Below are 13748 nucleotides of genomic sequence, written 5' to 3'. Positions count from 1 at the left end.
CAGCAGGCCCCGCCCGCCGCCTCACCTCACCCCCACCGCCCGCACGATCTCCTGCTCCACGGACCCGCCCCGGTCATCCCGCGCCGAGGCCCGCAGCGACACCGAGTCCGCGCCGCGCGGCACCCTCAACTCGCCCTGCCAGGACGCCTTCTTGCCCTCCCGGACCAGCGGGACGGACTTCCACGTCCTGCCCTCGTCGTACGAGACGGACAGCGCGCCGCCCCCGATCGTGCCGGTGTCCGGCGCCCCCTTCACGTACGCGGCGAAGAGCCCGATGTCGAGGGTCCGGCCGCCCCGCACCCGGCCCGCCAGGTCCGTGTCCACGCCGAACCCGAGGTTCAGCAGCGGCAGGAACGTCTTGCGGTCCGCGGCGGTCGCCTTCGATCTGAAGGTCCACTCCGCGTGGCCCTTCGTGGCGAGCTCCCACCGCTCCGGGTCGAGCGTCGTGTCGGTCACCACCTTGTACGTGTGCTCGGCGGGGTCCGCGTCCCACACGTACACGCCCGAGCTCTGCCGCCGGTCGGCGCTCACCCCGTCCACGAAGACCTCGCTGACCTGCGTCATCGACTCCTCGTTCCAGACGTCGCCGAAGCCGGTGTGGTCGGGGCCCGAGTCGCCCCAGCCGGGCACGTTGAACTCCAGGTCGTTGCCCCTGCGGGTCTGGCCCCAGCCGAGGCCGGTGCCGAGCCACGGGTGCAGGACCGGCTTGAACCAGTCGAGGCCGGCGCGGCTGCCGCCCCGGCGGGCGACCAGACCGCTGCGCTCCTCCAGCGCGCCAGGGCCGGTGGACACCGACTCGTGCCACAACTGACCGGGGCCCGTGGACACGTACTCCGTCCGCTCGGCCGGGAGGTCGATCTTCTCCTGGAAGCCCAGGCCGACGGGGAAGCTGTCGGTGATCGAGTAGCGGAACTCGCCGCCCGCGGCCGGCTTGACGGCGTGGAACGCCGTGTCCAGGACGGCCAGTTCACGTTTGCCCGGCTCGTACGCGAGGTCCTTCGGCACGGCCCCCTTGTGCCCCTCCGAAAGGTCGTACACGTAAGGGGTGTTGAGCGTGCCGGTGCTCTCGGCCTTCCTCCCCGCCCGCGCCGCCGCGACGAGCCGGGCACCGTCCGCCGCGTCGACCGTGGCGATCTGCAGCGGCCGGTCGGCGTTGTCGTCGGTGCCGAACCAGACGTTGAGCCGCCCCGGGCGGTCGTCCGTCACGAAGAGCGCCGCGGCGCCGGCGTCCTGCGCGGCCTGCCCGAGCCGCGCCGGGTCGACCCCGTCGGTGCGGCGCACCACGACGGCCTTGCCGCGGACGTCCTTGCCCTCGTACGCGGCCGGGGTCCCGTCGCCCGCGTCGACCAGCGTCCACGTGTGCCGGCCCTCGGCGAGGGTGCCGCCGGGCTGCGCGACGGCTTCCCGCAGCCCCTTCACGTCCACGAGCGGCTTGCCGAGGCGCCAGACGGTGCGGTACTCGAAGCTGCCGTCGGTGACCTTTGCGGTGGGCGCGGCGAAGATGCTGTCGTACGCGACGGGGACCTGGACGGCGCCCATCAGATCGGCGCCGCCGGCCTTGCGGTCGTACTCCATCAGGAGCTGCCGCGTCTCGGTGCGCCGGCCCACGTCGGCCGTGATCTCGCGCAGTCTGCGGCCGTCCAGGGTGATCTCGCGGTTCCGGTCGAGGCGGATCTGCGGGTCGGCGAGGAAGCCGAGCCCGAGGGAGTCCTTGCCCTTGCTGCCGCGTACGTCGAGGAAGGTGGAGAGGGCGTACGTGCCCGGCTGCAGGCGGAGTTGGAGGGTCCCGGAGTCACCGACGGAGGCAGGGAAGGGTTCGGTGCCCTCGGCGAGTCGCTGCACCACGAGGTCGGCGGGCGACGCGGCGCCGTCCCGGTCCTTGACGTGCACGGTGAGCGTGTACCGCTCCTCCTCCTTGACCAGGCCGAACGCGGTGTGGGCGACCGGCTTGCCGCCGACGCTCGCGACGACGGCGCCACTGGTGTTCCCGACCGGCGCCTTCGCCCCGTCCCCGGTGACGGTGGTCGACGCGGTGCCGTGCGCCGGGACGGTGAGGGTGGAGTCGGCGAGGGCGGCCACCCCCTCGGCCCCGCCCCGCACGGCGAGGCTCAACTGGACGGGTGCGTCGGATGAGTTGGCATACGTGAGGGTCTTGGTGACCGGCTTGTTGGCGTCGTAGGGCCAGCCGTAGAAACCGAGGTCGACGCTGCCGGTCGCGGTGACCTTCGCGTCGACGGCGTCGGGCACGCTGACGCGTCCCGCGCCCAACACGTAGGCCGGAGCGTCCAGTTGCTCGGAACTGGACATCAGGGCGTCCTTGAGCTGCGCGCCGGTCCAGTCGGGGTGCCGCTCGGCGAGCAGCGCGGCGACGCCCGCGACGTGCGGCGTCGCCATCGACGTGCCGCTCATCTCGGTGTAGTAGCCCTCGCCGTCGGTGAGTTGGGAGCGGGCCGCGAGGATGTCGACGCCGGGCGCGGAGAGGTCGGGCTTGAGCGCGTGGTCGCCGGTGCGCGGGCCCTGGCTCGTGAAGTACGCGGCCTCGTCGGCGGAGTCGACGGCGCCGACGGTCAGCGCGGCGTCGGCGGCGCCGGGCGAGCCGATGGCGGAGGGCGCGCCGGTGTTGCCGGCGGCGACGACGAAGAGGGCGCCGGTCTCCGCGGAGAGGGAGTTCACGGCGGCCGCCATCGGGTCGGTGCCGTCGCTCGCCTCCTGCGAACCGAGGCTCATCGACACCACCTTGGCGCCGACGTCCTCGGCGGCCCACTCCATCCCGGCGATGATCTCCGACTCGCTGCCGGTGCCCTCGTCGCCGAGCACCTTGCCGACGGCGAGCGAGGCGCCGGGCGCGACGCCCTTCTCCTTCTGCCCGTCCGACGCGGCGCCGCTGCCGCCCACGGTGGAGGCGACGTGGGTGCCGTGGCCGTTGCGGTCGGCGACATCCTCGCCCGGGATGAAGCTCTTGCTCTCGGCGACGCGGTCCTTGAGGTCCGGGTGCCCGGCGTCGACCCCGGTGTCGAGGACGGCGACCTTCACGCCCTTGCCGGTGAGGCCCGCCTCCCACGCCTTGGGGGTGCCGATCTGTTCGTTGCTCGCGGCCATGTCGGCCTCGACGCGCCCGTCCAGCCACACCTTGCCGATGCCCGAGGCACCGCCCCGCAGCGACCGCCAGAGCGCGGCCGGCTTCTCGGCGGCGACGGCGACGCCCGCGACACTGGGCAGGGACCGCACCTTCTCGACCCCGCGGGGCAGTTCGCGCGCGCCCCGCGCCTTCTTGTCGTACGTGACGATGAGGGGCAGCGCCCCGGTTCGCCCCCGCGCGGATCCCGCACCCGGCGTGCCGGGGGTTCCCGGCTCGGCGAGGCCTTGCCGGATGAGCTCGGTCACGTCGAACAGCCGCGCGTCGAGGACGCCGGAGCGCAGGTACGGCCGTGCCTCGTCCGGTACGACGGTGACGTGCCCGTCCGAGACCTGGCTGCGCACCGCCCCACCCGCGCCGCCCGCCCCGGCGGGCCGGTCGACGGTGACGGCCTGTCGGCCGCCGGGGAGCCGGGTGACGGTGACCCGGTCGCCGGTGATGAGGGTGACGGTGTGGGCGGAGCGCGCGGGAGGGGTGGGGCGCGCGGTGTCGACGGCGGTGGTTCCGGTGGTTCCGGTGCTGGCGGCAGTGGCGGTGGCGGCGGTGGCGTACTGCCCGGTGGGGAGCAGGGCGAACGCGAGACCGGCGGCGGCCACGAACGGGGCTCTTCGCCGCACGGGGGCTCTGGTCATGGGGCTGCCTCTCTTCGTCTCGTCGGACCCGGGCGGGGGTGGTGCCCGAGTGCTGCGAAGAGTGTCAGGGAGCGGGTGCGGCACGGGAGTTGACGGGAGCTGGCGGAAAGCCGCCAGGGCCACTACCCGCCAGGCCGGCCGCGTCACGCCACGCGGTCTCGCGGTCACGCGGTCACGCGGCCTCGCGGCCTCGCGGGCTGGCTCGCTCCGGATGTCCGGAGCGGATGACAGCTCCAAAGTCCTTCGGCGACAATGCCGTTGGCAGGGCGGGGAAAGACACACAGCTCAACGGGGGCGTCACATGGATGGCTTGGTGGAGTTCACGACCGACGAGGGCAGCCGGATCGTCGTCGCCGACGTGGACGAGGGCTCCGGCTCCCGCCTGGTGTCCCGCGGCGACGAACCCGCCCTGGCGGCCCGTACCTTCGAGGCGTCCCTCGACGGGGCGCGGGCGGCGGCCGAGTCCGCGCTGCGGGTGTTCCGCGGTGGCGCTCTGCGGCCCGACTCGGTGGAGATCGAGTTCGGGGTACGGATGTCGGCGGAGGCCGGCGCGGTGATCGTGAAGGGCCAGGCCGAGGGCCACCTGGTGGTACGCCTCACGTGGTCACCGGAACGGCCTGCGGCGCCGGAAGGGTCCCCCACGGCGGACCACCACGGATCCGCTTCACACCCGGCCCCTCACCGGCCGGTCGCGCCGGGCGCCCCCACGCTGCCGGCACCCCCGGCCGCTCCGGTTACCCCGGGCACTCCGGCAGCCCTGGCAGCCCCAGCGCCCCCGGCACCTCCGACGGCCCAGGCCATCCCGGCAGCCCCTGCGACCCCGGCACCCCCGACAGCCCCGGCAGCCCCTGCGACCCCCGCACCCCCGACAGCCCCGGCACCTCCGACGGCCCAAGCCACCCCGGCAGCCCTGACACCCCCAGCGACCCAGGCCGCCCCGGCATCCCCAGCGACCCGGGCCACCCCGGCAGCCTCGGCACCCTCAGCGACCCCTGCGGCCGCGGCACCCTCGGCATCCCCAGCACCCCCGACGACCCAGGCCACCCCGGCCGCCCCGGCACCCCCAGCGACCCCTGCGGCCGCGGCACCCCCGACAGCCCCGGCGACCCCGACGGCCCAGGCCACCCCGGCAGCCCCGGCACCTCCGACGACCCAGGCCACCCCAGCACCCCCCGCGACCCCTGCGGCCGTGGCACCCCCGACACCCCCAGCGACCCCGGCACCCCCGGCCGCCCCAGCAACACGGGCGACCCCAGCAACCCAGCCCACCCCAGCACCCCTCGCACCCCCGGCACCCCTCACACCCCTCGCACCCCCGGCACCCCCCGCCCCGGAGCCCACCCCCACCTCATGAGCAGCGCGTCCTGGCACGTTCGGATTCAGTGTGGCCGTGAGGTCGGCGCCGGGTTTCTCGTCTCCGAACGGCACCTCCTCACCTGCGCGCACGTTGTCCGCGACAGCGGTGCCCGAGACTGTGCCATCACCGTTTCCTTCCCGCACCGCAGGACGCTCGGCCGGGTCGCGGCCACGGTGAGCGCCCACGGGGGCTGGGGCGGCGGCCACGACGACCTCGGCGACCTCGCCGTACTCGAACTGGAGCACCCCGTACCGCTGGCCCCTGCCGTCTTCGCGCCGCCCGAGGACGCGTACCGCCACCCGCGCCCCAGGCTGCTCGTCTACGGGTTCCCCAAGGGGTACGAGGAGGGCACCCTCGCCGAATACCGGGCCACGGCCGCCCAGTTGATCGCCGACGAGTGGGTGCAGCTGGAGGCGTGGAGCGCCCATGGGCAGCCGCTCGCCCCGGGGTTCAGCGGGGCCGCGGTGACGCTCGCGGACTCCGGCCGGGTCGTGGGCATGGTCGCGGCGGCCGCGGGCGCCGCCGGCGTACGTAACGGCCGTATGCTCCCCACCACCGTCATGGCCCGCTACTGGCCCCCGCTCGGCGACCTCGTCCCCACCCCGGGCCACCGCCGGGCGGCGAAAGAGCGGCTGCGCGCACTGGTGGACCGGGTCGAGGACACCGGCGCCGCCCACGACCCGGAGCGGCTGTACCGCGATGCCGTGGGGCCGCTCGGCCCGCCCGTACCGCCGGAGGGGTTCGGCTCGCTCTGGCCGGCGGCCTGGTACGTGCTCTCCGAGGTCGACGACCCGGACGCGGTGACCCGGCTCGCGGACCGGCTCGCCGCCCTGCTCGACAAGGCCCCCGCCACGCCTGCGACCACGCCCACGCCCGCGGCCACACCTGCCACCCCACCCGCGACCACGCCCGCCGCCGAGCCGGGCGCCACCGGGCCCACCGCGTTCACCTCCCCCGATGGGCCGCCACCCACGTGGGCGCCGATCCTCGTGGAGATCGAGCACAGCGGCGCGAGCGGCGACCAGCTCCTGGTCGAGGTGTCCGCCTGCCGCGACGGCCACCGCCACCCCGTCGCCTCGCGCACGCTCCCGGGCGACCGGGTGCCGGCCTTCGTCCAGGAGCGCGTCGACGAGGCCTTCTCCCATCTCGCCCCGGACGCCGACGAGTTGCTGGCGTTCGTCCTGCCGAGGCCGCTGCTCGACCTGCCCGTGGCGCAGTGGCCGCGCGGCGCCGACGACCCGACCCCGCTCGGCTGCTCGTACCCCCTGGTCCTCGCCGACCGTGCGCGGCGCGCGGGCGGCCTGCGCCACCAGCTGACCCGCAAGTGGCAGAACGGGGACGGCAGGCCCGCCGCCCCGCTGCACCGCATCGAGTGCGGCACCCAGGAGAAGCCGAACCGGCTCAGGTTCCGGCTCCGACGGGACGACGCCGACCTGGCGGCCTTCACGGTCCCGCCCCGCACGCCCCGGGCCGCCCCGCGCTTCGACGCGACACTGAACGCGCCGGTACCGGTGCTGCTGTGGCCGCGCTCGGGGTGCGACGCGCATCCGTACGACGGGGGACGTCCGTACGACGACGAGGCTCGCCCGTACGACGACGAGAACCGTCCGTGCGAAGGCGAGGGCCGGGGTGGCGAACCCTGCACACCCGGACCCGTACCCGCACCCCTGCCCGGCACCAGCGGTGGCCCCGACACCGGTGCCAACTGCCCAGGCACCGAATTCCTGAACCGTATCGCCGCGCACATCGACGGCCTCCCGTTGGCCGAACTCCCGCGCGCCATCCTGGCGTTGCGCGAGAGCGCGGACGCCGCAGACGAACCGGACGCACACTGGGCACGGGACGTGCAGCTCCTCTGGGACGACCCCCGCTGCCTCCCCGCCGCACCGCAAGGCCCCTGGCGCTCACCCGTCGCCTGACCCGAAACGTCGCCTGACCCGGACCACCGCCCGACCCGAACCACCAACCCGCCCTGTCATCCGCCGCCCGAGCCCCTACGGAAGAGACCCGGAACATGTCCCTGTGGCCCGTCTACACCGGTACGAACGAGCCCCACGACGGCATCGCCCAGCTGCCCCCGCCGCCGCCCTGGCGCGACTTCGACGGCGGCCCGGTCCTTCCCGCCCCCTCGGACGACACCTCCGCGACCTCGCCGGACCGCAGGCACCGGGCCCGGACCTACCGGGCGACCGAGAACTGCGTTCAACTCGTCAACGCCGCCCTGTACTTGCGGCGCCCCCTCCTCGTCACGGGGCCACCCGGCAGCGGCAAGTCGAGCCTCGCGTACGCGGTCGCCAGGGAGTTGGGCCTCGGCCCGGTCCTGCGCTGGAACATCACGAGCCGCAGCGCCCTGCGCGACGGGCTCTACCAGTACGACCCGCTCTCCCGCCTGTACGCGGCGGGCCGCGCCGCCACCACCCCGCGCCACCCAGATGAGGGGCCCGGCGCGCAGCCGGACGAGGACGGCCGTCCCGACCGGGCGGGCGTCGCGGACCACCTGCGCCTCGGCCCCCTCGGCACCGCGCTGCTGCCCTACGCCCGCCCCCGCGTCCTGCTCATCGACGAGATCGACAAGAGCGACCTCGACCTCCCCAACGACCTCCTGAACATCCTGGAGGAGGGCCAGTACGAGATCCCCGAGCTGGTGCGGACCGCCCGGCACGCCCCGGAGGCGGGCCTGCTCGCCGACGGCTCCGACGACCCGGTCACCGTCGTACGCGGCAAGGTGCGCTGCCGCGCCTTTCCCTTCACCGTCCTGACCAGCAACGGCGAGCGCGAGTTCCCGCCCGCCTTCCTGCGCCGCTGCGTCACGCTGCGGCTGCGCCAGCCGCGCGACGAGCACCTGGAGGAGATCGTCCGCGCTCACCTCGGCGAGCCCGACGCCTACGCCAGGAGCCTCATCACCCGCTTCCTGGAGCGCGGCAGCGGCGGCGAACTCGCCACCGACCAACTCCTCAACGCCATCTACCTCACGGGCGCCGCGGGCATCGACGCCGCGTCCCGCGACGAGCTCGCCCAGCAGCTGATGCCGTACCTGACGCAGGCGGCGGATCCGGGGCCCGATGCGCTCTGACGCCGCCCGGCGCGGGACCCCGCTGGCACGCCTGGCCGACGTACTGGCCCGGGCGTCGGACGGCCTCGGGCCCACCCCCGTCGAACTCGCCGAAGTGCTGTGGCTCGCCGAGCAGGAGCGGGCGCGGTCAGCGGCGGGACGTGCGCAGGCCCCGGACGACGAGGCACCGCGGCCCGACCTCCCGCCCTCGTCGCACGCCGACGCGTCGCCGGACCAGGATTCCGTCGCGCCGACCGGGCCCGCGGACGACGAACGGGTGCCGCTGTACCTGCCCGCGCCACCGGCCGGGAGCGGGGACGAGGACGGAGCGCTTGCACGACGGCCGGCAGGGGATTCGTCCCGGCCGTCCGACGGGGAGAACGCGCTCGGCGCCCGCGGCGGGGCTCGCCCGGCCACCGCCCACGCCACCCTCCGCGTGCCCGTACCGCCGATGGTCACGCACCCGCTGGCCCTGCAGCGCGCGCTGCGCCCGCTCAAGCGCCGCGTCCACTCCCCGGTCGGCCACGTGCTCGACGAGGAGGCCACCGCACACCGCATCGCCCGCCTCGGCGCGCGCCCCTGGGACTGGCTGCCGGTGCTTCGCCCGGCGGAGGAGCGCTGGCTGCGGCTGTCGCTCGTGTACGACGCCGGGCCGACGATGCCCGTCTGGCGTCCGCTGGTCCGCGAACTCCACACGGCGCTCGTCCAGTCCGGCATCTTCCGCACGGTCGAGCTGCACCACGCGCCGCCCGACGGCACGGTCCCGCCCCAGGCGGCCGCCGCCCCCGCCACCGGGCGCACGGTCACCCTCCTCGTCAGCGACTGCATGGGCCCGCAGTGGCGGGAGGGCGCGGCGGGCGACCGCTGGTACCGCACGGTGCGCCGCTGGGCGGAGCGGATGCCGCTGGCCGTGATCCAGCCGCTCCCGGAGCGGCTCTGGCGCACCACGGCGCTCCCCACGACACCGGGCACACTCGCCGCCCCGCACCCGGCCGCGCCCTCGGGCGCACTGACCTTCACCCCGTACGCCGCCGAACCGCCGCCTCCCGGCGCGCTGCCGGTCCCGGTCCTGGAGGCGGCACCGAACTGGTGGGCCCATTGGGCGTCGTTGGTGGCGGACGGGAGCGGAGTGCAAGTGCCGGGCGCGGTGGGGTGGTTGGGGGCCGGCCCGGCCCCGGCCCGCTCGCCCGACGAGCCGGCCACCGAGGACGTCACCCGCCTCTCCCCCGAGGACCTCGTCCTGCGCTTCCGCTCCACGGCGTCCGCCGAGGCCTTCCGCCTGGCGGGCCACCTGGCCGTGGGCGAACCCCGGTTGCCGGTCATGCGGTTGGTCCAGGCGGCGGTGGAGGCACGCCCGCGCCCGCAGCACCTGGCGGAGGTGATCCTCAGCGGCATGCTGACCGTGCGGTCGGCGGCGGACCCGGAGTCCTACGCGTTCCGTGACGGTGTACGGGAGGTACTGCTGCGCACGTTGCCGCGCACGGCACGGGGGCGTACCCACGAACTCCTGGCCCGGGCGGGTGAGTTGATCGATGACCGGGCGGGGGTGGCGCCGGGCGAGCTGCGGGCGGTGGCGGGCGTACGGGTGCGGGGTGCGGGGGCGGGGGCGGGGGTGGAGCCGGGGCGTGGTGTCGCCGCCCGGGTTCCGGAGGGGGAGCCGTTCGCGACCGTCGCGCCGGACACCGTACGGCAGTTGGCCGGGGCACGGGACGGACGGCCGACCCCCGGGGCCGCGGGGCCCCTGTTCGGAGGCCGCTATCGGGGCCTGGAGCAGATCGGGTTGAGCGGACGGGTCTGGCGGGCCGAGGACGTGCGCGACGGGGGCCGGACCGTGGTGGTGCAGCGGTTCCTGCGGGCGCCGCGGTGGCTGCGCCTGGACTTCACCGGGGCGGCACGCCGGCTCGCCCGCTTCCGGCACCCCCATGTGGCGGCCGTGCACGACTACGGCTTCCACCGCCAAGTCCCGTATCTGACCATGGACTTCGTCGAGGGTCGCAGTCTGGAGGACCTGCTCCTGGACCACCCGAACGGGCTGCCCGCCGACCAGCTCATGGACCTGGTGCCGCGCCTGGCCGACGCGGTCGCGGCCCTGCACGCGGCGGACCTGGCACACGGCGCGCTGACCTCGCCCTACGTGCGGCTCTCGCCCGCCGGACCGGTCCTGTGCGGCTTCACGCTCCGCCCCTTCGACGAGTCGAGCCGCGCGGACGACCTGCGGGCGCTGGGGCGGCTGGTCCGGGAGATGTTCGAGCCGCGGGATACGTACGGGGAACAGGTGGCACACGCGCCGCGAGACACAGCCGAGCCCTACGGCTCGTATGAGCCACAGGAGGAGGATCCGAGCGACCTGTGGGCGACACACCCCGCCTCCGCCGGCCCCTCGTCGGACCCCGCCGACGACTTCTGGGGTCCGGATCTCTGGTCCGATGACCCGTGGACGTCGGGCCCGCCACCCCTCGAAGACGCCCCCCAGGGACCGGACCCCGCCCCCGCCGACCTCTTGGCGGCGGGCCGCAGCTCCGAGGACCCCTGGGCCGTCGACCCCGATGCGGCCGACGACCCCTGGCGACACGACGCCGCGGGGGTCCCGCAGTCCCTGCGGCGCGACCGGCCCGGCACGTACACGCTGACCTCCGAGGCCGCGGGCCGGCTCGCCTCGGCCCTGAACGCCCTCCGCTCCGAGGACGCCACCGAGCTCAGCGGCGGCCTCAGCCTGCTCCGGCAACTCTCCTCACCTTCGCTGCACGGGCGCACGTACTCCCTGCTCGGCCCTCTCCGCGTCACCCAACCCCACGGCTGGACCCTTTCGGTCACGGATCCGAGGTCGAGGGCGATGCTCTGCATCCTGCTGCTCCGGGAGGGACACGGCGTCCCGGACGCGGAGCTGACGGCGGGCATCTGGGGCGCGGATCCCCCCGCCAACGCGCCGCGCCTGCTGGCCTCGACCGCCGCCCGGCTGCGCGAGGCGCTCGGGCCGGACTCGGTGGCGAGGACCGGGGACGGGTACACCCTGCTGCTCGCCTCCGCGGCCGAGGAGGTCGACCTGTTCCGCTGCCGGGAACTGGCCGCGCAGGCGGATACGCACCGGCGCGAGGGGGAGATCGAGAGCGCCCTGCACTGCATCGAGTCCGCGCTGGACCTGTGGGACGACGACCCCCTGGAGAACGTTCCCGACCCGGCGGGCAGAGAGGCGCGCACCGAACTCGCCGAGCTCCACTCCCGTCTTGTCCACGGCCAGCAGCAACTCGCCGCAGAACTGGAGGAATCCGCCGGGGGCACGGCCGAACTCGAAGGCGACCCGCAGGGTTTCGCCCCCGACGAGGCCAGAAGCCGGCCCGCCCCGCACGAGCGGTTCCCCCGCTCCCGGCCCGACGCCCTCGAAGCCGAGGAGTCCGCATCGGCCGACTACCTCCCGTACCCGGCGACCGACGTCTCCTTCGCCTACCCCGCCCATCCGGACCCACCGTCCGAAGACGCCCTGCAGACCCTGGGCCGCGCCGTCTCCCACCTGCTCGTCCGCGGCGGCATCGGACCGGAACGGTTCGAGATGCGGCTCCACCGGTACGGGTGGGATGTGACCGTGGCCCCCGAGGTGGACGCCCTCCAGGTACTCCTCACGACCGTCGACCACCTGCCTGCGGCCCTGGCCGAACTCCGCACGCCCCACGGTGGGTTCGACCCCCTCGTCCTCACCGTCACCGTGATACTCGACCCCGACCGGACGGCGCCCGCACCCCCGCTGCCCTCCGGACTCCGCCACCTCTCCGACCGCCCCGGCACCCGCGCGGTCGTCATCGTCTCCGGCGACCTGTACGTCCGTCTCACCCGCTCGGGCCGCATCCGCGCCACCCACGCCTTCGAACCGGTCCCCCAGTCCGACGACTGGTACTGCGCCATTCCGGCGGGGCCGGGGGACGACTCCAACACCCCGCCTGACGCAACGGGGACCACCGCTCCGGGACCTCCGCCGACCGCATCGACCACTCCGGGCCCCCCGTCGGACACATCGGCCGCCCCCGAGGCCTCACCAGGCGTACCGCCCACCCCGGACACCCCGCCGGACACATCGGCCGCCCCCGAGGCCTCGCCAGGCGTCGTACCGCCCGCCCCGGACGCCCTGACCGAAGCAGCGGCCATCCCCGACGTCCCAACAGGCCTGCCACCCGCCCCGGACACCCCGGACACCCCGGACACCCCGGACACCCCGGACACCCCGGACACCCCGGACACCCCGGACACCCCGGACACCCCGCCGGAAGCGTCAGCCGCCGCCGAAGTCCCGTCGGACCCGACGCCCGCCCCAGATGCCCTGCCGGACACATCGGCCGCCCCCGAAGCCTCGTCAGGCGTCGTACCGCCCGCCCCGGACGCCCTGACCGAAGCAGCGGCCATCCCCGACGTCCCAACAGGTCTACCGCCCGCCCCGAATACCCTGCCGGCCACGTCGGCCACCCCCGAAGCCTCGTCGGGCACTCCGAACACCCCGAACACCCCCCCGGAAGCGTCAGCCGCCGCCGAAGTCCCGTCGGATCCGACGCCCGCCCCGGATACCCTGCCGGGCACCTCGATCGCCCCCGAAGCCTCGTCAGGCGTACCGCCCGCCCCGGACACCCCAGACACCCCGGAGACCTCGGACACTCCGACCCCGAACACCCCGAACACCCCGCCGGAAGCATCAGCCGCCGCCGAAGCCCCGTCGGACCCGACGCCCGCCCCCGAAGCCCAATCAGCCGCCCCGCCCGCCTCCGAGGCGGCCCCCTCAGCCGACCCGACCGCCGCCCCCACCCACCCGTCAGCGACCGCACCCTCCACCCCCAGCCACAACACCCCCACCCACCACCTCCCCCACCCCATCGACTCCCTCATCCTCGGCTTCGACGGCACCCTCGCCCAGCTCTACCCGGGGCGAGCCGCGCGGGACGCGGCGCGTTCGCTCGCCGCGCTCATCGCCGAGCAGCGCGACCCCGAGGCGGCCGAAGCGGGTGAGCCCCTGGTGCCCGGCGGAGGGCTCGCCGCCCTCGGGGACGACCGGATCCACCCCCTCGACATCCTGCGCGCCTTCGCCCACCACCCCACGCTCCCGGCCGAACTGCACGCACACCTCGAAGACATCGAGCTGCGGGCGGCGTCCACGACGAAGCCCCCCGGCTCCCTCGCGGACGCCCTGCGCGCCCTCACCGGACCCGCCCACCGCCTCCCCCTGGCCATCGCGACCGACGTCTCCCCGCGCGCCGTCACCGCGTACCTGGCGGCCAAGCGCCTCCCCTTCCCCGAGGCCGCCGTGCACGGCCGTACCGCCGACCTCACCCGCCTCATGCCCGACCCCGACTGCCTGCGCCGCGCGCTGGACCAGCTCGGCTCGTCGGCGGACCGCTGCGTCATGGTCGGCTCCTCCGCGGTGGAGGCGACCGCGGCGCGCAACCTGGGCATCCCCTTCATCGGGATCGCCCCCGACAGCCGAACCCGGCAACGGCTGCTCGACGCCGGCGCCCGGTTCACGCGCGCGCTCCTCTCGGACGTGGCGGGGGCCCTCCGCGAGCTTTGAGCGCTTTGAGCGCCCCGGAGCCGACG

5 protein-coding genes are annotated in these 13748 nt (G+C 75.4%); 4 read left to right on the top strand and 1 reads right to left on the bottom strand.

The features are described from left to right. Positions 1 to 21 precede the first annotated feature (21 nt). Positions 22 to 3768 carry a S8 family serine peptidase gene (locus ACZ6CV_RS01235; RefSeq protein WP_469248656.1) on the bottom strand — a complete coding sequence of 1249 codons (3747 nt, stop codon included), beginning with the start codon at positions 3766 to 3768 and terminating at the stop codon, positions 22 to 24. Between ACZ6CV_RS01235 and ACZ6CV_RS01230 the strand changes: the two genes are divergently transcribed. The 4 genes from ACZ6CV_RS01230 (at position 3767) to ACZ6CV_RS01215 (ending at position 13722) form a co-directional block, all read left to right on the top strand. After that, positions 3767 to 5122 carry a CU044_2847 family protein gene (locus ACZ6CV_RS01230; protein WP_469248654.1) on the top strand — a complete coding sequence of 452 codons (1356 nt, stop codon included), beginning with the start codon at positions 3767 to 3769 and terminating at the stop codon, positions 5120 to 5122. The two genes, ACZ6CV_RS01235 and ACZ6CV_RS01230, sit on opposite strands and share 2 nt — an antisense overlap. Continuing rightward, positions 5119 to 7044, top strand: a complete 1926-nt coding sequence (locus ACZ6CV_RS01225; protein ID WP_469248652.1) for a VMAP-C domain-containing protein — start codon at positions 5119 to 5121, stop codon at positions 7042 to 7044. Before ACZ6CV_RS01230 ends, ACZ6CV_RS01225 begins: the two co-directional genes overlap by 4 nt. A gap of 95 nt (positions 7045 to 7139) precedes the next feature. After that, on the top strand, positions 7140 to 8198 hold the full coding sequence (locus ACZ6CV_RS01220; RefSeq protein ID WP_469248650.1) for an AAA family ATPase: 1059 nt from the start codon (positions 7140 to 7142) through the stop codon (positions 8196 to 8198). Further along, entirely contained in the window at positions 8188 to 13722 is a 5535-nt protein-coding gene (locus ACZ6CV_RS01215; protein ID WP_469248648.1) for an SAV_2336 N-terminal domain-related protein, read from the top strand. The genes ACZ6CV_RS01220 and ACZ6CV_RS01215 overlap by 11 nt, the downstream gene beginning before the upstream one ends. Positions 13723 to 13748: the final 26 nt, after the last annotated feature.

This window comes from Streptomyces sp. NPDC041713 (assembly GCF_055591085.1).
The sequence above is the reverse complement of the archived record's forward strand: the minus strand, read 5'-3'. Positions and strand labels throughout refer to the sequence as shown.